Annotated in this window: 24 protein-coding genes and 1 tRNA gene; 8 read left to right on the top strand and 17 right to left on the bottom strand. The window is 64.9% G+C overall.

The genetic code is table 11. The annotated features are described in order from the left end of the window. The first annotated feature begins 33 nt into the window (after positions 1-33). Together glgA and glgX are read left to right on the top strand one after the other, a co-directional pair. Positions 34-1,497 carry a glycogen synthase GlgA gene (gene glgA / locus NZK81_RS05085; protein ID WP_260044500.1) on the top strand — a complete coding sequence of 488 codons (1,464 nt, stop codon included), beginning with the start codon at positions 34-36 and terminating at the stop codon, positions 1,495-1,497. Further along, positions 1,494-3,314: a glycogen debranching protein GlgX gene (glgX, locus tag NZK81_RS05080; protein WP_260044498.1), complete on the top strand. Its 1,821-nt coding sequence runs from the start codon at positions 1,494-1,496 to the stop codon at positions 3,312-3,314. The genes glgA and glgX overlap by 4 nt, the downstream gene beginning before the upstream one ends. Here glgX and NZK81_RS05075 read toward each other — a convergent pair. Further along, positions 3,311-4,780, bottom strand: coding sequence for an oligosaccharide flippase family protein (locus tag NZK81_RS05075; RefSeq protein WP_260044497.1), 1,470 nt, complete (start codon positions 4,778-4,780; stop codon positions 3,311-3,313). The genes glgX and NZK81_RS05075 overlap by 4 nt on opposite strands. A 169-nt stretch (positions 4,781-4,949) precedes the next feature. On the opposite strand from NZK81_RS05075, the gene NZK81_RS05070 reads away from it, so the two are divergent. Both NZK81_RS05070 and NZK81_RS05065 read left to right on the top strand, forming a co-directional pair. Next, entirely contained in the window at positions 4,950-5,744 is a 795-nt protein-coding gene (locus tag NZK81_RS05070) for a sulfotransferase family protein (protein ID WP_260044495.1), read from the top strand. Between the two features lie 406 nt (positions 5,745-6,150). Next, entirely contained in the window at positions 6,151-6,750 is a 600-nt protein-coding gene (locus NZK81_RS05065; protein ID WP_260044492.1) for a sugar transferase, read from the top strand. A 576-nt stretch (positions 6,751-7,326) separates the two neighbouring features. Here NZK81_RS05065 and NZK81_RS05060 read toward each other — a convergent pair. After that, positions 7,327-8,922, bottom strand: a complete 1,596-nt coding sequence (locus NZK81_RS05060) for a nitroreductase family protein (RefSeq protein ID WP_260044490.1) — start codon at positions 8,920-8,922, stop codon at positions 7,327-7,329. A 125-nt stretch (positions 8,923-9,047) separates the two neighbouring features. Between NZK81_RS05060 and NZK81_RS05055 the strand changes: the two genes are divergently transcribed. The 3 genes from NZK81_RS05055 to NZK81_RS05045 all read left to right on the top strand — a co-directional run bounded on the left by NZK81_RS05055 (position 9,048) and on the right by NZK81_RS05045 (position 11,795). Continuing rightward, positions 9,048-10,631, top strand: coding sequence for a flavin monoamine oxidase family protein (locus NZK81_RS05055; RefSeq protein ID WP_260044488.1), 1,584 nt, complete (start codon positions 9,048-9,050; stop codon positions 10,629-10,631). Further along, positions 10,631-11,278, top strand: coding sequence for a glutathione S-transferase family protein (locus tag NZK81_RS05050; protein WP_260044486.1), 648 nt, complete (start codon positions 10,631-10,633; stop codon positions 11,276-11,278). Before NZK81_RS05055 ends, NZK81_RS05050 begins: the two co-directional genes overlap by 1 nt. Positions 11,279-11,369: 91 nt before the next feature. Beyond that, positions 11,370-11,795 carry a Rieske (2Fe-2S) protein gene (locus tag NZK81_RS05045; protein ID WP_260044484.1) on the top strand — a complete coding sequence of 142 codons (426 nt, stop codon included), beginning with the start codon at positions 11,370-11,372 and terminating at the stop codon, positions 11,793-11,795. An 18-nt stretch (positions 11,796-11,813) separates the two neighbouring features. On the opposite strand, the gene NZK81_RS05040 is transcribed toward NZK81_RS05045, so the two are convergent. The 11 genes from NZK81_RS05040 to NZK81_RS04990 form a co-directional block, all read right to left on the bottom strand. Then, the gene (locus tag NZK81_RS05040; protein ID WP_260044482.1) at positions 11,814-12,215 is read right to left on the bottom strand and encodes a group II truncated hemoglobin; all 402 of its coding nucleotides are present in this window, start codon (positions 12,213-12,215) and stop codon (positions 11,814-11,816) included. An 86-nt stretch (positions 12,216-12,301) separates the two neighbouring features. Further along, on the bottom strand, positions 12,302-12,436 hold the full coding sequence (locus NZK81_RS05035; protein ID WP_260044480.1) for a hypothetical protein: 135 nt from the start codon (positions 12,434-12,436) through the stop codon (positions 12,302-12,304). Between the two features lie 3 nt (positions 12,437-12,439). Next, positions 12,440-12,769 (bottom strand): heme-degrading protein HmuQ, encoded by a 330-nt coding sequence (gene hmuQ / locus NZK81_RS05030; protein ID WP_260044478.1) that lies wholly within the window; start codon positions 12,767-12,769, stop codon positions 12,440-12,442. A gap of 55 nt (positions 12,770-12,824) precedes the next feature. Beyond that, the gene (locus tag NZK81_RS05025) at positions 12,825-13,055 is read right to left on the bottom strand and encodes a hypothetical protein (protein ID WP_260044477.1); all 231 of its coding nucleotides are present in this window, start codon (positions 13,053-13,055) and stop codon (positions 12,825-12,827) included. Between the two features lie 44 nt (positions 13,056-13,099). Then, entirely contained in the window at positions 13,100-13,414 is a 315-nt protein-coding gene (locus NZK81_RS05020; protein ID WP_260044475.1) for a hypothetical protein, read from the bottom strand. Between the two features lie 64 nt (positions 13,415-13,478). Then, positions 13,479-13,958 carry a hypothetical protein gene (locus tag NZK81_RS05015; protein WP_260044474.1) on the bottom strand — a complete coding sequence of 160 codons (480 nt, stop codon included), beginning with the start codon at positions 13,956-13,958 and terminating at the stop codon, positions 13,479-13,481. A gap of 195 nt (positions 13,959-14,153) precedes the next feature. After that, positions 14,154-14,229, bottom strand: a tRNA-Thr gene (locus NZK81_RS05010). 150 nt (positions 14,230-14,379) lie between these two features. Then, a complete protein-coding gene (locus tag NZK81_RS05005) occupies positions 14,380-15,147 on the bottom strand; it encodes an ion channel (protein ID WP_260044472.1) in 768 nt (255 codons plus the stop codon). 178 nt (positions 15,148-15,325) lie between these two features. Further along, complete coding sequence (locus NZK81_RS05000) at positions 15,326-17,053, bottom strand: DUF885 domain-containing protein (RefSeq protein WP_260044469.1); 1,728 nt, start codon at positions 17,051-17,053, stop codon at positions 15,326-15,328. 78 nt (positions 17,054-17,131) lie between these two features. Continuing rightward, entirely contained in the window at positions 17,132-17,998 is an 867-nt protein-coding gene (locus NZK81_RS04995) for a hypothetical protein (protein ID WP_260044722.1), read from the bottom strand. 23 nt (positions 17,999-18,021) lie between these two features. Further along, positions 18,022-19,344, bottom strand: a complete 1,323-nt coding sequence (locus NZK81_RS04990; RefSeq protein WP_260044467.1) for a replication-associated recombination protein A — start codon at positions 19,342-19,344, stop codon at positions 18,022-18,024. Between the two features lie 90 nt (positions 19,345-19,434). Here NZK81_RS04990 and NZK81_RS04985 point away from each other — a divergent pair, with 90 nt between their 5' ends. Beyond that, positions 19,435-19,881 (top strand): hypothetical protein, encoded by a 447-nt coding sequence (locus NZK81_RS04985; RefSeq protein ID WP_260044465.1) that lies wholly within the window; start codon positions 19,435-19,437, stop codon positions 19,879-19,881. Here the strand turns inward: NZK81_RS04985 and NZK81_RS04980 are convergent. The 4 genes from NZK81_RS04980 to NZK81_RS04965 form a co-directional block, all read right to left on the bottom strand. Next, positions 19,878-21,029: a glycosyltransferase family 4 protein gene (locus NZK81_RS04980; protein WP_260044721.1), complete on the bottom strand. Its 1,152-nt coding sequence runs from the start codon at positions 21,027-21,029 to the stop codon at positions 19,878-19,880. The two genes, NZK81_RS04985 and NZK81_RS04980, sit on opposite strands and share 4 nt — an antisense overlap. A gap of 123 nt (positions 21,030-21,152) precedes the next feature. After that, positions 21,153-21,653 carry a hypothetical protein gene (locus tag NZK81_RS04975; RefSeq protein WP_260044463.1) on the bottom strand — a complete coding sequence of 167 codons (501 nt, stop codon included), beginning with the start codon at positions 21,651-21,653 and terminating at the stop codon, positions 21,153-21,155. 354 nt (positions 21,654-22,007) lie between these two features. After that, positions 22,008-22,397: a hypothetical protein gene (locus NZK81_RS04970; RefSeq protein ID WP_260044461.1), complete on the bottom strand. Its 390-nt coding sequence runs from the start codon at positions 22,395-22,397 to the stop codon at positions 22,008-22,010. A gap of 139 nt (positions 22,398-22,536) precedes the next feature. Then, on the bottom strand, positions 22,537-23,592 hold the full coding sequence (locus NZK81_RS04965) for a type I restriction endonuclease (RefSeq protein ID WP_260044459.1): 1,056 nt from the start codon (positions 23,590-23,592) through the stop codon (positions 22,537-22,539). Positions 23,593-23,637 lie beyond the last annotated feature (45 nt).

Genomic DNA, 23,637 nt, shown 5'->3' with positions numbered 1-23,637 from the left:
TGCTGGCCGTGAAGAATTGCGGGAACTGACAATTTGCCTCTGAAAGTCCTGTCCGTTGCCTCCGAGGCCGTGCCGCTCGTGAAGACCGGCGGTCTGGCCGATGTCGTGGGGGCATTGCCCGGTGCGCTGGAGCCGCATGGCGTTGAACTGACTACGTTGCTGCCGGGGTACCCTGCCGTCATGCAGTCGCTCAAGCGGGCGCGGGCGCTCCACACCTGGGATTCGCTACTGGGCACGCCGGCGCGGCTGGTGGCGGGCAAGCTGGACAGCGGCCATCCGCTCCTCGTTCTCGATGCGCCCGCGCTCTTCATCCGCGAGGGGGCGCCCTATGCCGATGCGGCGGGGCAGGACTGGGGCGACAACTGGCAGCGCTTCTCGGCGCTCTCCCGCGCGGCGGCGGATATTGCCGGCGGCGCGATCGTCAAGCGCGGCAAGGCGCAGCGTTTCGATCTTGTCCATGCGCATGACTGGCAGGCGGCGATGACCGCAGCCTACCTTCGCTTCGCGCCATTTGGAGGGGAGGCTGCGGTTCCCTCGATCGTGACGATCCACAACATGGCGTTCCAGGGCTGGTTCGGCCGGGAAGTCTTTCCAAGGCTGGGTCTGCCGCCTGCCGCATGGTCGATGGACGCGGTCGAGTACCATGGCGGCGTGGGCATGCTGAAGGCTGGGATCGCCTGTGCCGACGCGGTGACGGCGGTGAGCCCGACTTATGCCCGCGAGATCCGCTCCAGCGCGTTCGGGATGGGGCTGGAAGGGCTGATCGTGGCGCGGGGCAATGCCGTTCACGGCATCCTCAACGGCATCGACACGGACTTGTGGAATCCGGCAAGCGATCCCGCGCTGGCCGCATGCTACAGCCACCGCACGATCGAAAGACGCATAGCCAACAAGCGCGCGCTCGAGGCGGAATTCGGCCTGAACGAGGACGACAGTCCGCTCTTCGTCGTCATCTCTCGCCTGACCTGGCAGAAAGGCATGGACGTCCTTCTGGAGGTGCTGGACCATCTCGTGGGTATCGGCGGACGCCTCGCGCTGCTCGGCTCGGGCGATCATCTGATGGAACGGGGTCTTCATGAGGCCGCGGCTCGCCATCCGGGGCGCATCGGCATTCGGATCGGCTACAACGAGGATCTTTCGCACCTGATGCAGGGCGGGGGCGATGCCATCCTGCTGCCTTCCCGCTTCGAGCCGTGCGGGCTGACCCAGCTTTACGGTCTGGCCTATGGCTGCCTGCCCGTGGTATCGCGGACGGGTGGTCTTGCCGACACGGTGATCGACGCGAACCCGGCCGCGCTGGCCGCCGGATGCGCAACGGGCGTGCAGTTCGATGGCGTGACCTACGATGCCCTTGCCGCGGCGCTGACCCGCACGGTTGCGCTCTACCACCAGCACGAGACCTGGGCGCGCATCCGCAAGAACGCGATGAAGTGCGATTTCTCGTGGAAGGCAAGTGGCAAGGCCTACGCCGATCTCTATCGAGCCTTGACTGCATGACCGAACTGGGAGCTGTTGCCAGCGCGCAATCGACGCGCTTCGCCGTTCGTTCGCCACTCGCAGACATCGTCTGGCTGTGTCTGTTCGTCGACGGCGGGGAAACACGCCATCCGATGGAGCGTAATGGCCCGGACTGGACGATCGAACTGCCCGGAAACCTGTCGGGAACCCGCTACGGCTATCGCGCGGCGGGCGAATGGGGGCCGTCGCACGAACAATGGTTCGATCCCGCCAAGCTGCTGGTCGACCCCTATGCCGTGGAACTGGACCGGCGCTTCGTCCAGGACCCACGCCTTGGCATCTACGGCGAGGATACGGCAGACATCGTGCCGCGCGCGATCGTTCCGGCGCCCATGGAGCCCTTGCCGAAGGAACCGCCGGTTTTCGCGCGCGGCGGCCTTGTTTACGAACTCAACGTGCGGGCCTTCACGATCCGGCATCCCGAGGTGCCCGAACACGTGCGCGGAACGGTTGGCGCGCTGGCGCACCCGGCTGTCATCGCGCACCTGAAGAAGCTGAGCGTCAATGCCGTCGAACTCATGCCGGTGGTGGCCTGGGTCGATGAGCGCCACCTGAAGCCGCTCGGGCTGGTCAATGCCTGGGGCTACAATCCCGTGGCGATGATGGCGCTCGATCCCGGCTTGTGCCCGGGCGGTGTCGCGGAACTGCGCGATACCGTGGCGGCACTCCATGCGGAGGGTATCGGAGTGCTGCTCGATGTGGTCTTCAACCATTCGGGTGAAAGCGACATGGGTGGGGGCGTGCTGTCGCTGCGCGGTCTCGACAATGCGGCCTACGCCCATGCGCCCGACGGGACGCTGATCAACGATACCGGCTGCGGGAATACGCTCGACTTTGCCAATCCCGCCGTGCGCCGCCTCGCGCTCGATACCATGCGTCACTTCGTCGCCCATTGCGGCATCGACGGATTCCGTTTCGATCTTGCCCCGGTCATGGCGCGCAGCCCCGGATTCGAGCCGGCCGCCCCGATCTTTGCCGAGATCGAGGACGATCCGCTGCTTACCGATCGCGTGCTGATCGCAGAGCCCTGGGACATCGGCCCCAACGGCTATCATCTCGGCAACTTTCCCGCGCACTGGCTCGAATGGAACGATCGTTTCCGCGATGACGTGCGCCGCTTCTGGAAGGGCGAGGAAGGGATCGGCACGCTGGCGACGCGCTTGGCGGGCTCTTCCGACGTGTTCGGCCCGCATCAACCCCATTCGGACTGCCGCTCGGTCAATTTCCTCGCCGCGCATGATGGTTTCACGTTGGCCGATGTCGTCTCCTACGCGCACCGCCACAATGAGGCCAACGGCGAGAACAACCGCGATGGGCATGGCGAAAACTTCAGCTGGAACAACGGCGTCGAAGGGCCCACCGACAATCCCGTGGTGCTGGCCGAGCGCAAGGCCGATCTCAAGGCGCTGCTCGGCACGCTGTTCGCCTCGACCGGCACGATCATGCTCACGGCGGGAGACGAGTTCGGGCGCAGCCAGCAGGGCAACAACAACGCCTATTGTCAGGACAATGCGCTCGGCTGGGTCGATTGGGAGAACCGCGACATCGCCCTGGAAGACTATGTTGCCGAGCTTTCCGCCAGACGGCACGGGCGCCTGCGTTCCTTTGCCCGTTTCCCGGACAAGGTGCGCTGGCTCACCGGCGAGGGGCAATTGATGACGGTGGAAGACTGGGAGCATCCCAACGGCCATTCCTTCATCTACGATGCGGAAGCCGAGGAAGACTCCGGCGAAGGTGAACTGCGCGTCGAGATCTGCAGGGCGCGTCATCTGGTGGCCATAGACTTTACGGCCTAGCCGGAGAACGCCCCGAGGCTGAACACGCGCAGCCGCGCGGCAAGCGCGAGCACGGCCAGAGCCAGCAGTGCGGCAGTGACGAGCCCCAGCCCAAGCGCTTCGATGCGGTCGACCGGTACCCATGAAAGCATGGCGCGGCCGGCGAACAGGACGAGGCCGTACCCTGCGGACAGGGCGGCGGCTCCGGCCAGATTGCGCACTGCGCCGCCGATCCGGATGCGGCCCTGCCAGCGCAGCAGGTGGAAGGCCCAGGCCGTGGTGCCCAGCACGACGAGGGCCTGTATCCAGGCCAGAACTTCCAGCCCGAACGGAGACGCAGCAAAGATCGCCGCGATCGAAATCGCCGTGGATACCATGTCGAACATCATCACACGGCCGGTCCGGCCCAGCGCCGCGAAAACAGGCTCGACAAGCGTCTGGCCGACACTGGCGGCACCGCGCAGGGCCATGGCGTAGGTCACGACCAGTGCGGCGAAATAGGACGGCTGGAAGAAGATCGCGATCACGTCGCGCGCGAACACGATGATCACGGCTCCGGCAATGCCGCTGAGCAAGGTGATCGTGCCGGCAAAGCGGGCGAGTGGTGTCGCCAGGTCCTTGTCCTGCCGCGCAGCCGCCCCGAACTGGGTCGCTGCGAAAGTGCACATGGGCTGGGTGAAGACGTCGGTGGCCCCGGTCGCGACCCGGCTTCCGAAGCGATAGAGGCCGACCGCCGTCGGCGAATGGAACGCGCCCAGCAGCAGGTCCGCGGCATAGCGTGCAAGGAAATTGAGCAGGCGCGATCCGTACAGGCTTCCGGAGAAGGCCATGGCTCTCCCCGCCAGATCCCGGCGGAAGATCAGCCGCGGGCGATCGCGCCCGAGCAGGGCGTAAAGGATCGCACCGGTCAGGACGCGCAGATAGCGAAAGGCGACCAGCGCGTAGATCGAATGCCACGTGACCAGCAGCACCGCTCCGCCAAGGAGCGCCACGAGGTTCTGCACGAACATCACCGCGAAATTGCGCATGACCTCGCCGCGTCGCAGCAGGGTGGCCGAGGACCATGCGCCGATGCTGGCCAGAGGCTGGATCAGTGCCAGCAGGACGAGCACGGTGCCAAGCGGTCTGGCCTGAAACATCCATTCCAGAGGAAACGCGGCCAGCGCCAGCAGCAGCGAGGCCAGCGACACGAGCCCGACGATCAGCCAGAAGCAGGTGGAGAGGACAGCGCCATCATCTTCCCTGGCGGTCAGGATGAACTGGTAGAAGCCGGTGTAGGTCATCGTCTGGACAAGCACGATGAAGACGATGCCCAGGCTGTAGATGCCATATTCGGACGGCAGGAGGAAACGCGCGGCCAGCAGCGTGATGACAAGGGTAGAGACCTGCTGCAGCCCACGCGCGGAAAAGGCGAACAGTGCCTTGCTCCCTTGCCGGCCCGCTGAACGAAACGCGCGCTTGCGCGGAACCGCGCCGGGTATGGTCATCGGGTACGTCTCACCAGCAGAGTTCGGAGGAGGTACGGGGGGCGGCGGGACCTCGGGGTGTGTTGATCACCCGTTTGTATCACCCGGCGCCGACCGTTGAATTCCAATTGCCGCCGGGATGGAGGCAATTGCTGCCGATCGTCGGTCGCGACGCGCTATCCTGCAGTCCATGAAAGCTCTCTTGCGGGATACCGGAAAGCGAACTGCGGGCTGGTTGCTCAGCCGCTCCGTGCCGCGATACCGATACCGCAACTGCGTGTTCATCCTCGCGCATATGCGCTGCGGATCCACCGCGCTGTCCAACATTCTGTGTTCGCGTCCCGATGTCAGCGGCTACGGGGAAGCGCATATCCGCCACGACGGGGAGACTGCACTGGGGCAGCTGGCGCTCAACCAGATGCGCCGGGGCGGCTGGAAGCCGCAGGCGCCATGGCTTTTCGACAAGATCCTGCATTCCCGGCACGACGATGCCGTTCCGCCCGAATTCTTCGACGCCCGCGCGATTTTCGTCGTCAGGCGGCCGGGCGATGCGATCGGATCGATCGTCAGGCTTTTCGCCGGGCTGAAGAAGAACGAGTACGGCACGCGGGAGGAAGCCGCGGGCTACTACGTCGAACGGCTCGCCATGCTGGAGGCGCTATGGCACGGGTTCCCCGCAAGGCGGCGGATCGGACTGACCCATGAAGCGCTCATGGGGGATCCGGCACATGCGCTGGAATGCATTTCGGAGCGGCTGGGTTTCGTGCCGCCGTTGAAGAACATTTACACGAGCCCGGCGGCATCGCGCCGGGGCGGAGGTGGAGACCCGCTTGTGAGCGGGCGTCATACCCGGATCGATCCTGCGCTGTCGGGCGCTCCTCGCGAGGATCTGCGGCTCGAACTGCGAGCCGATCTCCTGAACGAAGCGCAGGACCGCTACCGGCGGCTCAGCAACCTGTTCCTGGAAGATCGGGCTTCCGTCTGACCCGGATCAGCTCGGTGGCATCAGGCGCGATCGAGAATCTCTCCATTGTCGAACTTTCTGCGCGGGCATGTTGGTGGCTCTTCGCGTTTCGTGCGGATACTGTTCTTCGCTTTTATATGTATTACCTCTCAGAGTAACTGCGTAAATATTCCATATTTTTCCGTAAAAATACTATAAATGTTCTATTTTATGGAAAAAATAACAAGCCAAACTGAATATAGTTCTCGTTGCAGGCGCGAAATAACCAATGGTAGCGATTGGCTGTCCGGTAATAAACTGCTCCGGCGTCACCTTCAGGGAGGAGTGAGTGACAAGAACGGTTGGTTCGCGGTCCGTCAGTTCTTCAGGTTACTTTGTGGGGTGGGCGCATGTTCCGCCGCGCCCGGTATCGAGGCTGGAAGCCGGCATGTGGCGGAGTTTCGATATTGTCGTGGCCATGGCCATCCTCGTCGTGGTCTTCCCGTTTCTGGTGTTGCTGACCACTGTCCTGTACGTGAGCGACCCGGGGCCGATTTTTTTCGTGCACAGGAGGGTCGGTTACCGCGGGCGGTACTTCAACTGTCTCAAGTTTCGCTCGATGCGCGTGGATGGCGACGCAGTTCTTCTCGAGCATCTGAAGTCGAACCCCGATGCCCGGCACGAATGGCAGGAAACATGCAAGCTCAAGGCGGACCCGCGCGTCACGCCGATCGGGGCGATCATGCGCAAGCTCAGCCTCGACGAATTCCCGCAGCTCATCAATGTCCTGCGGGGGGACATGAGCCTTGTCGGACCAAGGCCGATCGTCGACGCCGAAGTGAGCCGCTACGGCCATCATTTCGAGCACTATTGCCTGGTGCGGCCGGGCCTGACGGGCCTGTGGCAGACGAGCGGCAGAAGCGACACCTCGTACCAGCAACGCGTGGAAATGGACGTCTCCTATATCGCGCGCAAAAGCCTCGCGCTGGATACGTGGCTGCTGTGCAAGACAGTTCCGGCCGTCGTCTTCGCGCGCGGATCCTATTGAATCCGGGACGGGTGCGGGCTGCCGCCTATGCCAAAGCGAGAAGCGTCGCCCAGAGGCAGAGGCCGCAACCTATGGCGACGGCCCAGCCTCCCGCTGAAATCCTGCTCCCCAGATGGCATGGCGACGTGACGAGCTTGTGGTGGGTGAGCCTGTTCATGCGACCTCTGTGAATCCCGATGTTCTGGTTGTCGTTTTCCCGGATGCAGATCCCGGCGCCTGAGGCGCGACGGCGCTGCAATCGATCGTAGGGCTATGCCGGTGTACGGCTGACGGCAACGTGTTTCCGGTCGGCTTTGTACTATGTCCGGACAGGCCGTCGCCTGTGGAGGAGCGTTCGTCCGGGGCCCGAAATGGCTACTGCATGGCGAGGGCGAAACCCGTTGCTCTTATGCGGTCATTTTACGATGGCTTTCAATCGGTTGAGATGTTGGGCAGCAGAGGCTGCCGAATGGACATCCGATGACATTCGCGTCGCGGCAATGGAGCCGTATCGGAGCAGTCGATGCAGCCTCCGTCGCAAGGGGCATCGCACTGCAGATCGCGTTTCGGGCTTTTTACTCACCTGACCTGTCCGCATCACCATGGCGCTTCGCTGCGGGAGCGGCCGGGATAGGCGGGGGCCGAGCTGATTCTTTCGTCCACGAGCGCGCGGCCCAATGCGAAGTGATAGATGGCCTGGAAGGTCTCATCGGTCAGGCCGAGCAGGCGATGCACTTCGTCGTCGAGGAAGCAGCCGATACCGGTACCGCCAAGCCCCAGCGCCTCGGCCTCCAGATAGAGGCGATGGCCGATCAGGCCCGCCTGCCAGTGCAGATGGCGATAGAGCCACGGGCCGGCGCTCTCCAGATCATCCAGTTCGGCGAGCATGCAGAACGTCACGCAGGCATCCGCGGCGATGGCCTGATGACAGGTGAGGGCGCGCACCAGCTTGCGGAAATCTCCCTTGGCCAGCAGCCTGAGGGCAGGGACTTCCGGCATGACCGCGACCTCCTGCCATGCCAGATCGCTGTCCAGTGCGGCGCGTAGCCGCAGTTGGGAGGCCGGGTCGCGGGGCAATGCATAGAGCCCTCTGTCTAGTCCTTCGACGTTGTGGGCATAGGCCAGCAGGTGCAACCGGCTTGGGCAGAGCAATTGCGAAACGGAATCCAGCACGCGTGCGAACGTACCGCGGGGCAGGACATGGTCGCGGGCATAGCGCTGGGCGCTACGCCGTTTCAGGATGATCTCCGCCGCGCGCGCCTGCGGCGCCGGGACTGTCGGGGCGCCGGCGTGGAGCGCGATGCTCTCGATCATGCCCCGGCTCGCTTCGGCAGCGGCCTCGATCACCGGCCAGCGGTACATCGGGTGAGGATCGAGCAGGTTGGCAACGCCCGTCCAGCCCGTATCGTCCGGGCACGCGGGAACAGGAACGCTGTCCAGGCTGCCGGCCTCCGGCCCGGTTTCGATCCGGACCAGCACTTCCGGCTCCTCCCTTTCGGCGCGTCCGAAATCCTGCGTTCTGTCCAGTCCGAGCAACTGGCCGACTTTCCCGGTACCGATGCCGGGCACTACATGCGCGCGCCAGCCCAGCGCGTCGCAGGCTGCGGTGAGGGCGCCGAGCGCGTGGCCCAGATCGAGCTGGCAGTAGCGGAAGGCCCGCTCCCCATATTTCCAGGCCTCGCGCCACTGGATCGAACTGAGGCCGATCCACAGGCCCGGGCATTCCAGCCGGGTGGCGAGGCGCTGTTCCAGCGCATGTTCGCGGGGCCGGTAGTGGTGAACGCCGTCCGCAATCGCACCAATACCGCCGGCCAGCACATAGGCTTCGGTGGGATGCAGGTTACCGCTGGAAGGGTTGCACCGCAGGGCCCAGCTGTCGGGCCCATATTCCTTCACGGCGGCGAGGCCGAAGGACAGCTCCAGCAGCGCCCCGACGCTGCGGCGATCGGAAATGACGGCGGCGACACGGCTCTGGCCGGTCAAGGCGGCAAATGGCGTGCTTATGCCGCCCGAAGCCAGTGGCAGCGACGTGACCGGGGCACCCGCGAAATGCCGGTAGGGGCATGGCTGGGCATCCCAGTCCAGCGTTCCCGGTCCGGCCGCATAGCCATCCGGCCGGTGCTTGGTCCGGCGATGATAGGCAAGGACGGTCCGGACCCGCTTCCGCAAGTCTTTTTCCGCAATGTCGAGCATGGGTGTCTGTGCTCCTGAGCAACCGGCAGATGCCGATGGCTTTGCAAACAAGTTTCATGCCACGGAGCGGAAATTGTCCGGTTCTTGCATGGCTGCCCCGGACACGAAGCTCCGGGGAGTAAGCCATGTACGATGTCGCCATAGTCGGAGCGGGCCTGAGCGGGCTTGCACTGGCCGAAATGCTGGAGGAGCAGGGCCGGTCGGTGCTCGTCCTCGAAGCCCGTGAACGCCCCGGTGGCCGCATCCTGACCGAGATGGACGCCGAAAGCGGTCTGGCTGTCGATCTGGGGCCGACATGGTTCTGGCCGCATCGCCAGGCGCTCGTTGCCGAGCTCGTGCATCGTCTCGAAATTCCCTCGTTCCCCCAAAGGGATGAAGGCATCAACCTGTCCCTGAGCGATGTCGACAAGGGGCCGCACCAGACGCCGCCGCTGTCCATCCATGACGGGGCGCACCGCCTGTTTGGCGGCATGGCCCAGCTTGTCAGGGGCATCGCCGCAAGGCTTTCACGGACGGAGATCCGGCTGGGCCATGTCGTTCAGGCGCTGTTCGACGAGGGAGCCCACGTGCGCCTTGCCTGGTGCTCGGGGGAAGGCGATGGCGAAGCGCTGGCCCGGTGTTGCGTCATGGCCATGCCCCCACGGCTTGTCGCGTCCCTGACATTTTCGCCGATGCTGGACAGGGCAAGCCTGTCGGCTCTGCAACACACGCAGACCTGGATGGCAACGTCCGCCAAGGTGGGCGTTGCCTGCGCAAGTCCCGTGTGGCGCGAAGCGGGGCTGTCCGGTTCCGCCTTTGTCACACATGAACAGGCTGTGCTCGCAGAGACGTGGGACGCTTGCGATGCTGCCGGCGGCCGCGCCGGGCTCGGCGCATTCCTGAGTCTGCCGGCCGATCTGCGCAGGGATTTCGCTGATGGCCTGCCGATGCTCATCGAGAGCCAGCTGACGCAACTGTTCGGTACGCAGCTGGAAATGCGCGGGCTATATTACCGCGATTGGGCAGGCGAGGCCTTTACCTGCACTGCGGCCGATCTTGCGCAGGAGCCCGACGACCATCCGCCATTTGCCGACAGCCTGCTGCGCGGCGCGCATTGGGGGGAGAAGCTCCATTTTGCCGGGGCGGAGACCTCCGCGCGCGATCCTGGCTATCTCGAGGGCGCGCTCGATGCCGCGCACAGGGTGGCGCGGGCCATCGGCGAAACGAGCGAACGGGCCGAATTGCTGGCACGCCCCGCGAACGCCGCCGCGCTTGCCAGCTTCGGCGAGTGGGTTGAGGGCGCGCGCGCCGCGGGTTTTTCCACCTACCGCGCCGCCCTGTCGCGCAGCCTGATGCGGCAGGAGCGCGAGCAACTCACGCAGCGCGCCTTGCTGGCCGCGGTGGAAGAGGTGTTCGCCAGGGCCTTGGCCCTGCTTGGCGCGCTGTCTTTCGACGGGGCCGGGGCATCGGTCACGAAAGGGCGCTCCAGCCTGCTCCCGGTGGTGCAGGCCCCGTTCAAGCTCTTCCTCGATGCGCTGCTGGCGGATGTCATGGAATTCAACGCCACTTCGTGCGCGCTTTCCAATTTTCCGGACGAGCACAAGCCCCCACGCGACTATGTGAATGCCATGATGCGCGATGTCGCGGCGGCCTGGGTGGAATTCTCGCAGCAGGCGAACCTGCTCCTGCTGGGCAGCCATGGCTCCGATGCCAGCGCGGGAGCGGCATGATGGCCAACATGTGTCTCTACATGGCGCCGGGTTCGTGCTCGACCGCGGCCAACATCATCCTCGAGGAAGTGGAGGAGGTGTTCGAAGTGGCGGTGATCGACATCCCGGCCGGGCAGAACCGGCGGCCCGAATACCTCGCGATCAATCCGCGCGGTACCATTCCCAGCCTGCGGCTGAGGGACGGCAGCGTGCTGACCGATCTCGTCACCATTGCCGAATGGCTCGGGCGCAATTGCCGGCGCGGGCGCTACTGGCCCGCCGATCCGGCACTGCAGGAGCGGGCCCGCGCCATCATGCACCATGTCACCGGGGTGGTTCACGGGCAGGGCTTTGCCCGGGTCTTCGTCCCCGAGGCCTATGGCTGCGACCCGCAGGAGGCGGCGCAAGTGATCGCCGAGGGCCGACGCATCGCGGCACAGGCGCTGGTCGAGGCGGCCGCGATGCTCGATGCCGAAGGCTATGCGCTCGGCACGTTCACGGTCGCCGATCCGATCCTGTTCTATGTCGAGTTCTGGGCGGACATGACCGATGTGCCGCTGCCGCCGCGCCTGCTCGATCACTACCGGTTCATGCTGGGGCGCGACGCCGTTTACCGCGTGCTGCGCGAGGAAGGGTACGATCCCGGCAGGCTGGGCAAGGCGGCCTGAGCGATGGGACGCCCGCAGACATCATCTCCCCGCGCATCGACCGCACGGCCGACGCCAGCCCCTTTCCCACACCTCTGGACGGAGGACTACCATGACTGAACTGTTTGTGATCTGCGAGACGATGGAAGTGCAGGAAGAGGAGGTGCGCGGCTTCGTGCTGGCGCGCCAGATCGACGGCAGGATGGAGCCATGGCCGATCCTCATCACCCGCAAGGGCGGCACATTCCATGCCTACGAGAATGCCTGCCCGCACGATGGTGCCCGCCTCGATACCGGCACCGGGGAATTTCTTGACGACGAGGGCAATTTCCTGAAGTGCAGCGTGCACGGCGATCTTTTTGATCTCGATGACGGCAAGTGCTTCATCGGCCCGGGCAAGGGCGGCCACCTGAAGCGGATCGACATCATCATCGACGATGGCGACATCTGCATGATCGACGACACGCTGACCGAGGAAGACGGCCTGCATCTGAGCGAGCCCGACGAGCATCCCGAGGTGATGATCACCTCGGACTGAGATCGAGGCGCGTTCGCCTCAGCCCGTTTCATCCTGCCGGTTGCGCATCCAGTCGGCCAGCTTGGCGAGGGCCGTGTGGATGTTCTGCCGCGCGGCTTCGTCGGGCACGGTCTCGGCCAGTGCGAGGTCCATGCATTCCATCCAGGCATCGCGCGCGGCATTGTCGATGGGAAAGCCCATGTGCCGCTGGCGCAGGCGCGGATGGCCGCGTTCGGAAGAATAGAGCGCGGGGCCGCCCAGCCATTCGGTGAGATAGCGTTTCAGCACGCGCTTCAGCGGCCCCAGATCCGCTTCGTGCATGTCGCGGATGGTGCGCGCCTGCGGCAGGCTGTCGATCAGGTCATAGAAGCGCTCGACCAGACGGTCGATCGTGACCTCGCCGCCGATCTGTTCGAACATGCTGGTATTGGTGTCCGTCATTCAGGCCGTGTGTCCCTGGAAATTGTCGCGTGGCGGCCTTGCCCGCCGGGGGGCCTGTTCCTGCGATCGTCGGAGCATGTCAAACCCTAAGCGGCGAGACCACTTGCGTTTCCCCGCACATGGTGACTTCCGCCCAGCCGGAACGGCAGGCCGACGCCCGTGTAAGTGACGAAATAGCGGCAAAGCCGTGCCCCGGCGGCGACTTCGACCAGAGCGGCCATTCGCTAGCCTACGGCCTCGCTGGCGCCGACCGTCTGGATGACCTCGAAGCCTTCGAACTTAGGAGGACCAATGTAGAGCGGCTTGTGGCTTCCTGCCCCGGCATGGGCCTTGCGGAAGGCTTCGGAAGTGGTCCAGGCCTCGAAGTCCGCTTTCGAACGCCAGACGGTGTGCGAGGCGAACAGCGTGTGATCCTCCGCTTCGGGCCCGCGCAGCAAGTGGAACTCGACGAAGCCGGGCACTTCATCGAGATGGCTTTCGCGGCTCTTCCAGACGGTCTCGAAAGCTTCTTCCTCACCCCGGATGACCTGGAAGCGGTTCATGGCGATGAACATCTGCTGCTCTCCTATAGTAGCTTTTTGACTCGGGCCTTGTGCATCCCGCGATCTCTCAAGGCTTGTCCCATCGTACGGCGCCGGGGACAAGCGTTGCCTTGATGCCCGCCTTCGCGACGTCTTCTAGCGTGCGGTACAATGTCGCCTCGTGCATCAGCGCCCCTTTCGGGGACATGACCGCGACATAGCGCGACACCGGATCGACCTCGCAGGCGACATCCACGCCAGGATCGCGCGTGCTGCGCAGGCCTCCGTTCCAGTCGATGAAATATCCTTCCGCGTCCAACGTGCGTGCTCCTTGCTGTTGTCCGCGCGACGCCGGCCGCGCGGTTACTCGATGCCTTCCTGCCAGGCCCGGCTGTTGATGGCCGCCTGGAAGCGCGCCGCGGCGTATCGGGGGTTGGCGGCGACCTGGGCCTGGTTCTCCAGTAGCGCGGCCTTTGCCTTTTCCGCTTCCTCCCGTGTCAGCGCGATGCGCCCGGCAACGTGTGTCGCCTCGGGCGCGGCGTGCATGATTTGCAGCTTGCGCGGATGCGTGATGATGTCGGTGACATCCATTGATTCCGGTCTGCCGTCGAGCGTCACGGCCAAGCCTATCACCTCGACGCGGCGGCCGTCCTGCGTGGTCTTGATCAGCGTGGCCATGGGAGTCTCCTGTTCGTGCGGGGAGGGGAACGCGTTGCGTCGCAGGGGTGTCCGGTTATCTGCTTCATGCCGCGCAGCCTTCGGCCAGTTCGGCGACGACAGGCCAGCCGACCTCGCCCTGGGGATCGAGCTTGCGCAGGGCCGAGAGCATCGCGGCGGCATCGTCCGGGCGTGCGTCGCGCAGGGCGATGAAGGCCAGCGCCTTGAGAGTGTAGAGCGCGAAGCGGCCGGGATCGGCAGGGCCGGTCTGCAAGGGCAGCCACAGGCGCCAGTCGGTACTCCAGCCCGCCTGCCGGGCCGCTTCCGCCAGCCCGGCTTCGGCCATGGCGCGCGCCTCGTCGAGACGGCCCGAATAGGTGTGGATCTTGTAGAGGCAGAAATAGGTCGGCAGCGCGGCGGGATCGAGCGTCAGCGCCTCGTGAAACAGAGCGTCGGCTGCGGTCTTGTCGCGGCGATGGGCCAGGACGCCCGCCTGAAGAAGTTCGTCGACCGCTTCGGGCACGCTACCGAAATTGATCCCTTCGAATGGTGTGTCCGTGCGCATCGGCGGCCTCCTGGGCGGCAATGAAGCAAGATCCGCGCCATCATGAAACACACGGATTTCGGTGAATTCGAACGGACAGGGAGGGTGGGGAACACGACAAACGCCGACAAAACGGAGCGCGATGTTCCGGTTGCGACAAACGCGCCGTCGCCGGGAATCCCGCCCGCCTGCTTCTCTCGCCCTGTCGTGGAAATGTGGTGCCGGCTACAGGATTCGAACCCGTGGCCCCCTGATTACAAATCAGGTGCTCTACCAACTGAGCTAAGCCGGCCCTTGAAACCATGGCTCCACGCTCGTGGTTGTCCGAAGCCAACCGTTTCAGGAGCAGGTTTTCGTCCGATTGGGGATGCGCGCCTGCATAGTCAAGGGATATTGCAAGGGGTGCCGTCGGTCGCGGAGCCCGCGCCCGGCGGCTGCGGGGTCAGGATGATCCTTCGTTGGGAATATGGAGCAGACTTCCGCAGTGCTTGCAGTGAATAGCGTCCGGATCGTGCCGGAGGAGACCGCAGCCCTTGCATTCGTATTCCACCTTGGGGGGACGGAAGACGACCTGGATCAGTCGCACGAACAGCGAGACGCCGAAGATCATGATCGCGACCGAGAGCAGGCGGCCGGTGGCACCCGGCAACGTGATGTCGCCGAAGCCGGTGGTGGTCAGCGTGGTGACGGTGAAATAGAGGGCGTCAGCGTAGTTCTGTATTCGCGGATTGGAGCCGTGCTGGGTCTCGAAGACCAGCGCGGTGGTCACGAAGATGAACAAGCCCAGATTGAGTACGGCGAAGATCGTCGCTTCGTTGCGGCGGAAATAGAGGAAGTCGCCGCGCAGCTGCTTGAGCAGGTGGTAGGAGCGCAGAAGCCGGAACGTGCGCACCACGCGCAGGAAGGCGAAACCCTCTCCGGCGATCGGGGCTAGCAGCGAGAGGATTACGACGAGGTCGGCCGCGCCCCAGACGCTGAACAGGGTACGAATGCGAAAGCGGCTGACAATCAGCCGCGCGAAAAAATCGAAAATGATGACCACGCCCAGAAGCGCGTCGATGATCTCGATGGCTCTGGAGCCGAGAAAGAACGACGAGGTGATGACGTAGAGGATCATCACGATGTCGAAGATCAGCAGGAAGTAGCTGTAGGCGCGCGAATAGGAGCTGTCGCCTTCATAGAGCGCGGTCAGGCGGCTCCTGATCGTCATGCCGGCATGGTCGCCGGATGGCCCGGTTTTTCCGGGTTCTTGTGAATGGGCCGTGTCAGCATCGCGATCGGGTTTAGCGGCCAAACGCGATCAGGTCACGCCCGCGCGTGGGCGGCCTGTCGGACCGGCGCCCCCGCGAAATGGTGAGGGCGCCGGTCCTGTCATGTCGTTGGTTGCGTCAGAACACCGCGTGCGGGGCGTCCTCGTGCATCATCGACTGGCGCACCAGCGGGATCGGCGGGCCGCCGTAGCTCAGGAACTGGTCGTGGAATTCCTTCCACGCCTTGCGGTCGCCGCGCGTGGCGGTCCAGTCCGCGCGCAGCTTGCGGATCATCAGCTTGCCCAGCGTATAGTTCAGGTAGGCCGGATCATACGTGCCGCGTGCGGCCTGCTGGTCGGCGGTGCCTTCGTCCTGGTAGCACTCGTCCATGAACATGCGCTTGGACTGTTCCACCGTCATCCCGCGCGCGTGCAGTCCGATGGCCGAGAGGTAGCGGCAATCGCGCAGCAGCGCGTTCGAGATCTGGCCGACATGGACGCCGGGATCGCCGTCGCCAAGGCCTGCTTCCCACATCATCTCCTCGGCATAGTGCGCCCAACCTTCGGCAAAGGCATAGCCCACGAAAAGCCGGCCGACCCACGAAGGCGAGCGGTTCGAATGCAGGAACTGCAGGAAGTGGCCGGGCATGACCTCGTGGACCGAGGTGAACAGCAGGTCGTTCTTGCCGGGGATGTAGTCCATCTGCTTCTGCTGCGACCACGAGGGATCGGGCGGCGAGATGTAGTAGATCGAGGGAATGCCCTTCTCGAACGGTCCGGGCGGATCGATGTAGGCGGAGTTCTGCCGGTTGTAGGGCGGGCTTTCCTCTACCAGCGCCTTTTCGGTGCCCGGGATTGTCACCAGATCGTGTTCCTTCACGAAGGCGGTGAGTTCGGGGATCTGCTTGCGGGCGGCAAGGACGGGGCCTCCGTCGGGCTTGTCGGCGCGCATCTTGTCGAAGCATTCCGGGATGGTCTTGCCCGGAGCATATTCGGCGCAGGCCTTCTGCAGCGCTTCCTGGTTGCGCTCGAGATCGGCGCGGCCCACCGCTTCGAGTTCATCGAGCGGGGTGTCGACGGCTTCGGTGGCCAGAACCATGCGCGAGAAGCGTTCGGCGCCGAGCGCATAGTCGGGGGTCGGCGTCGCTTTGGCGACCCAGTCGGCAAGGCCCTGCATGGCCTCGGCGGCGGTTTCCGAAGCAGTTTTGAATTCCGCCTGCAGCGCGGGGTCCTTCACGTCCGCGAAGGCGGCGCGGGCATCGCCGCTGTAGTAGTCGGCCAGGCCGCCGAAGCCCGCTGTTCCTACCTTGATGAAGGTGGCGGGCATTGCGGTGGGCAGGTTGGCGCGGATCTGCTGCGCGGCGGTCGGCACGGCCTTGAAGAAGGCAATCACCGCCTTCATCCGCGTCGCCTTGTCGGCATAGTCGCGGCTGACATAGACATTGGGATCAAGCCCGCCGCCGATGTAGAAGGACGGGTTCTTGTGCGGCAAGTCGGCATCCTCCAGCCAGAACAGCTGGCCCTTGGCGACCTGCACCAGATAGTCGCGCTCGAAGCGGTCCGCTTCGTTCAGGTCGGTGAAGTCCTTCGCATCGTCGATCACCGAATGAAGGAAGGCGGCGCGCGCCTTCAGGCCGGCATCGCTCCAGTCGGGGAGCTTGCCGTCGAACTGGTGCGCGCCCTGATAGACGGCGAAGGCCGGATCGCCGGCGAGCCATTTGTCGAGCGTGGTCTGGACGAAGGCCTTCCAATCCTGAGCGGAAGCGCTGGCCGGAGCGGTTGGGGTCGTTTCGGCGGTTACCGGCGCGCCTGTGGCGCCGGTACACAGCGCGAGGCAGGCGAGGCCTGCTAGCAGTTTGTGTTTCATGGAGTTGATTGCGTCCTGTCGTATTGTGTAGAGGCGCCGGGGTGGGGGGATGGCGCCCTCAATGACGCGGGTTGTGCGCTATGGCGCGCCGAAGGTCCAGCCCTCGGTTCGTGCCAGTTCCTCCGTTAATTGGGGAGGATGCCACAGTGTCGGACGAGAGGCTACGGTGCGGAGCCAGGCGGCAGTGAGAAGGGCATCCGAACTGTGATCGTCGATCGCGCCGCTGCCGGGCACGGGCGGTGAACTGAGCGCGTCGAGGGCCTCGTTGAGGGCGGCGTGGTCGGCCATCTTGGCGCGTCCGGGCCTGCGTCCAGCGGCGACGGCGGCAAGCGTGGTGTAGATCTCGACGACCACCGATCCTGACGGCGGCAGCGGGTCGATCGGCCAGACCGGCAGCTGTCCGCTCAGCCGGTGGAGCAGGCGCATTCCGGTCAGGCTCGACTTGCCGACCTGCGCGGCGCCGACGAGGTTGAAGTTGGAGTAGGGCTTGCACCCGGCGCGGGCCTGCGCCTCTTCGGTCACGCGCATGCGGCCGCGGCGGTGGGTCGTCCCCGGCAAGTGAAAGCGCACGCCCTCGCGCCCGCCATGGCGGCGGAAATAGGTGCTGGCCTCATCGTGGTCGACGAAACTGGTGGCGGACAAGTGCGGATCGCGCGCGCAGACCGTGTCGATCATCTCCCAGAGGCTGCGGGCATCGGGCGGGCTCTCGTTCCAGCCGGGAAAGAAGGCGCCGGCATCGGCAAAGGGCAGCGAAATGCCCAGATCGAGCCCGACCAGCGTATCTTCGGGCAGGCGCTTCAACAGCATGTCCAGCACATCGGCGCGCGACCAGCGGGCATGGCCATGCGGGTGCAGCAGTCGGGGCGCCTCGCCTTTGTCGTTGCACAGGGCCACGGCGATGCCCTTCTGCCGTTCGCCCATGGCGCCCGACCAGTCGATCGCCATGAAATGCCGGAAGCGCGGGCGCGTCACTGGTCGCGCCGTTCGGCCCGCTTCCTGTCCCACCACTCGATGCGTTTCAGGACCTCGCGTTCGAAGCCGCGTTCGACGGGCTGGTAATAGGTCTGCGCGGCCATGCCTTCGGGCCAGTAGTTGTCGCCGGAAAAGCCGTCGGGCGCATCGTGGTCGTAGGCGTAGTCCTTGCCGTAGCCGATGTCCTTCATCAGCTTGGTCGGCGCGTTGAGGATATTGGCGGGCGGGGCCAGCGAACCCGTCTCGCGCGCCGACTTGAACGAGGCCTTCTGCGCCGCATAGGCCGCGTTCGATTTGGGCGCGGTGGCGAGGTAGAGGCAGGCCTGCACGATGGCGAGTTCGCCCTCTGGAGAGCCGAGGAACTCGTAGGCGTCCTTGGCAGCAAGGCATTGGATCAGCGCCTGCGGATCGGCCAACCCAATGTCTTCCGATGCAAAACGCACGAGGCGGCGCAGCACGTAGAGCGGTTCCTCGCCCGCCGTCAGCATCCGCGCGAGATAGTAGAGAGCGGCCTGCGGGTCCGAACCGCGCAGGCTTTTGTGCAGGGCGGAGATCAGGTTGTAGTGCCCGTCGCGGTCCTTGTCATAGACCGCCACGCGGCGCTGCAGGAACTGGCCCAGCCCCGCCGGATCGAGCGGCTCGGGGATCTTCGCGGCGTAGAGAGTCTCGGCCTGGTTGAGCAGGAAGCGCCCGTCGCCGTCGACCGAGGCGATCAGCGCCTCGCGGGCATCGGCATCGAGGGGCAGGGGGCCTTCAAGCGCTTCGGCCTTGTCGAGCAGGGTGCCCAGCGCCTCGACATCGAGCCGGTGCAGGATCAGCACCTGCGCGCGGCTGAGCAGCGCGGCGTTGAGCGCGAAGCTGGGGTTCTCGGTCGTCGCGCCGACGAGCGTGACGGTGCCGCGCTCGACGAAAGGCAGGAAGCCGTCCTGCTGGGCGCGGTTGAAGCGGTGGATTTCGTCCACGAACAGGAGCGTGCGCTGGCCGGCTTTCGCCATTGTCTCAGCCTCGGCGAAGGCCTTCTTGAGATCGGCGACGCCCGAGAACACCGCGCTCACCGCGGCAAAGCGCATGCCCACGGCATCGGCGAGCAGGCGCGCGGTGCTGGTCTTGCCCGTGCCCGGCGGTCCCCACAGGATCATCGAGGAAAGACGTCCGACCGCGACCATGCGCCCGATCGGGCCTTCGGGGCCGGTCAGGTGTTCCTGCCCGACGACATCGTCCAGCGTGCGCGGGCGCAGGCGGTCTGCGAGCGGGGCATCCTCGCGCGGTTCATCGGAAGCGGAGGAGGGGGGAGGGTCATCGGCAAAGAGATCGGCCATGGGGGCTATCTAGCGTGTCTTGCGCGCGATTGCATCGGCATAAGGAGCGGGATAGTCTCCAAGCCTTCGGCACCTGCAGGGAGAGACGCCATGGTTCAAGCAGGCATGCAGGCCGCCGCGAAGGCATCGTGGTGGTTCTGGATCATCGCGGTCCTGTCGCTGCTCTGGAATGCAATGGGATGCGCGGACTTCACCATGACGGTGACGCGCGAGCCCGCCTATATCGCGCAGTTTCCGCCCGAGGTGATCGACTGGCTCGATGCGGCGCCGACGGTCTCGCTGGTGGTCTGGGCGATGGGTGTGTGGGGCGCGCTGGCGGGATCGCTGTTGCTGCTGCTGCGTTCGCGGTGGGCGGTCACGGCATTCGCCGTTTCGCTTGCCGGGCTGGCCGGCACCCTGCTGTGGCAGCTTGCCTCTGACATGCCGGCGAGCATGACGACGCCCGCGAACGTCGCCTTTTCCGTGGCGATCTGGATCGTGGCGCTGGCCCTGCTCTGGTATGCGATCCGGATGCGCGGGCGCGGTGTGCTCCGCTAGCGGCGGCTCTTCTGGCGGATCAGCCGGACGTAAGTGTCGGCGACCGCCTGGTTGATGCGGTCCCAGCTGAACTCGGCCGCCCGGGCCTCGCCGGCGTCTCCGTGGACCCGGCGCAGGGCGGGGTCCACGATGTAGGCCTTGAGTGCCTCGGCGAACTGGTGGATTGCGCCCGGCGGAATTAGCCGGCCCGAGACGCGGTCGTCGACGAGGCTCTGGCTGCCGGTGGCGGCGGCCGCGACGACGGGCAGGCCGCAGGCCATGGCTTCGAGCGTGACGTTGCCGAACGTCTCGGTGACCGAGGGGTTGAACAGCACGTCCATCGAGGCGACCGCCCGGCCCAGGTCCGCGCCCTGCTGGAAGCCGACGAAGGCGGCATCGGGCAGGCGTGCCTCGAACCATTCGCGCGCTGGCCCCTCACCGATCACCAGCACTTTGTGTTTCACGCCGCGGCGGCCCAGCTCGTCGAGTGTGTCGGAGAACACGTCGAGGCCCTTTTCCATCACCAGCCGCCCGAGGAAACCGATTGCTACCTCATCGTCGCCGATGCCGTGGGCGCGCCGCCAGTCGAGGTCGCGCCGGCCGGGATGGAAGATCTCGCGGTCGACGCCGCGCGACCAGATCGAGACGTCGTAGTTCATGCGCTGGTCGCGCAGCACTTGCGCCATGCTTTCCGATGGCGCGACCAGCGCGTCGCAGCGGCGGTAGAAGCGGCGCAGGATCGCCTCGATCACCGGCTCGCCCCAGGCCATGTTGTAATAGCGCAGGTAGGTCTCGAAGCGGGTGTGGACCGATGCAAGCACCGGCAGGTTCCGCTTTCTTGCCCATGTCACGGCCTGATGCGCCACCGGATCGGGCGAGGCGACATGGACCACGTTGGGCGCGAAGGCGGCAAGATCGCGCCTGGCCTTGCCCCACAGGGTTAGGGGAACGCGGTATTCCGCGCGGCCTGGGATCGGCACCGCGCCCACACCGATGAGATCGCCGGTCGGCTCGAACGCGGGTTCGGCCACCACCGGGGCATAGACGCGCACTTGCGCACCCTGACGCAGGAGATACCCCACCAGCCGGTTGAGCGCCTGGTTCGCTCCGTCGCGGACGTAGTTGTAGTTGCCCGAGAAAAGGGCGATGCGCAGGTCGGCAGTGTCCAGTGAGGGGGTCATCGTGGACGCGGCCATAGCCTTACCGGGCGCGCTTGGCGAGGGGGCTTCCGCCCCGGCGGCCCGCCGCAAGGCCGGCTACCGGGGGGATATTAGTGTCGTCTGCGCTTGCGGTTAGCGGCGGCGCCAGTCGCGGTCCCTGCGGTAGTCGCGGTCGTCCCGATAGTGCCGGTTCCCGTAATGCCGGTCGTAGCGGCGATCGCTGTAATAGTCGCGTCGATCGCGGTAATAGTCGCGGCGGTCGTGTCGCCAGTCGCGACCACGGCTCCAGCGATCACGGTAGTAGGGCGCGTAATAGCGATCGTAGTATCGGTCGCGGTAGTAGCGGTTCGGGTAACCGTCGTAGTAATAGTAGTACCCGGGATAGCCGCGCACGGTCACGTAGCGGCGGGCGGGATACCAGCCGCGGTCGTAGTAGCGCCGGTCGTGGTTGTCGGCGATGGCAGCGCCGATGGCGAGCCCGATGATGCCGGCACCGATGGCGATCGCGGCATCGTCGCCGCGGTCGCGGTAGTGATCGCGGGCCATGGCGGGCGATGCCGCCATCAGCGCCGATGCGGCCAGTGCCGTGCCGAGGCCGAGCCTGCCGGCGAGTGTCTTCCAACGGATCTTCATTCTGTGCGTCTCCCTTGTCAGTGTCCAACCGGGTGACGGCGGTTCGGCGGGCACGATGGAAGGCAAGACTGGCAGGGCGGGACTGAACCGTTACTGAATTTGTCGTAAATTGTATCGGGCAAGACAGGATCAGGGCAGGGCCCGGCGAAGGTCACGATTTTCGCCCGGTTGGAATTTCGCGATCTTCAGCCGTGACGCGCATGGCGAATTTTTCGAGCGGATCGATGAAATCGCTTCGTTTCAAGAGGATGGACGTGTCAAGGAGCACCATCCTTATCGCATGCCCGCAGGCCTGTAGGAAAGCCCGGCGAATGGCGTCGGCCCCGGCGCCTGCAAGGCGCCGGGGCGATGCGATCAGCGCGGATCGCGGCGATCACGCCTGTCGCGGTTTTCGCGCCGGTCCTGCTGCGGGGGTGTGAAGCGCGGCATGCGCGTTCCTTCCGGAGGGCGCCGCAGCGTACCGTCGAAACGGCGGAAGCGGGGTTCAGCCGGGCGCACATCGCCGCGCCGGAAGTGCTGCGGGTCGCCACGCCGGAACGCGCGGTCCTGCGGGCTCAGGCGGTAGTAGAACAGGTTGTCCACCCAGTAGCCGTCATAGATCGTGCCATAATAGCCGTCGTACCAGCCATAATAGGGATAAGTGGACCAGCTCACCGCGACGCGGCTGTTATACCCGTCGTGATAGCAGGCCGAGAGCGACAGGGTCGATGCTGCCAGACAGGCCAGGATCAAGGGACGTTTCATAGATAGCTCCTCCAACGGCCCCGGCAGAACGAAACAACCGCGCCATCGCGAGACAATGAAGCACCGGAGCCGGGGCAGTACCTTGATGATGATCAATGTGTTTCACACCGGCGTGACGCGCCCTGAATCGGTCGGTCAATTACGAGCCACTTTCGAGCTCGTTGATCCGTGCAAGCAAGGCGTCGGCGTGCTGGTATATGTCGACGGGGCCGGACACGGGCCGACGTTCTTCGTCTTTGCCTGTAAACACGCCCAGGTAACGGGCGGTCGGGCTGTTGAAGTGCATGCGCGCGATCGTGCGGCGATTGTTGTCGTCGAGCAGAACGGCGCAATAGGACTTGGCGTCGCGTATCACGATACGGTCGGGGGTAACGACCTTTGCGCAGATGGCACGGATGATGTTGAAGCCGTCGATTTCGACCTGCGTCGTCTCGATGCTGTTGCCATCCGGGGCTGGCTCGTCACTCGGTTCGGGCTCGTCATTGCGCTTCATCGCATTCTGGAGACGCTCGTCGATCCCCTGACGGATCAAGGCGCCGATGGCCTGTGTGATGGCCGCCTGATATTTGTCGCGAACCGGCTTGGTCAGCATGCCGTCGTGCAGGCGCGCAGCGATCACGCGAACGAATTCCTCGGACGGCTCTGCGAACTCCTTCTTCAATTCCGCCAGGACTTGCGATTGCAGTTTCAGCGTCCCGGCTTGAGCGACGATGCGATCGACATCGAATTCCGACTTTTGGAACGCCGCCAGATTACGAATGTCGGACTTGCGGTAATCGTCGAGGTTGAACGTGAAGAATGGAGCCTCATCCATCATGTTGGCTTTGTCGGAATCGGTGAAGAACTTGTATGTCACGCCGTTGGTGAGCAGCGAAACGCGCGCATTGGTCGCTGCGAAATAACGGAACAGCTGGCTTGCATGCTTGATGGACAGATCGCTGGATGCGGATTTGCATTCGACGAGGACAGTCACTTCACCGCCGACGCAAAGGGCATAGTCGACTTTCTCGCCCTTCCTGGTTCCGACGTCGCAAGTGAATTCCGGCTTCACCTCAGCCGGATTGAACACGTCAAATCCCAATGCGCGCAGGAAAGGCAGCACCAATGTTGTCTTGGCAGCTTCTTCCGTCTCGAGGATTTCGCGGTGCTGTCGCAGCCGGGATTGCAGTTCGGCAATATTTGCATCGAAGTCCATGTTTCCCCCCCTCGTTCAAGAATGTCGCGATGTTCGAACGATGGT

It is taken from the genome of Novosphingobium mangrovisedimenti (assembly GCF_025153475.1).
Lineage (GTDB): Bacteria > Pseudomonadota > Alphaproteobacteria > Sphingomonadales > Sphingomonadaceae > Novosphingobium > Novosphingobium mangrovi_A.
The sequence above is the reverse complement of the archived record's forward strand: the minus strand, read 5'-3'. Positions and strand labels throughout refer to the sequence as shown.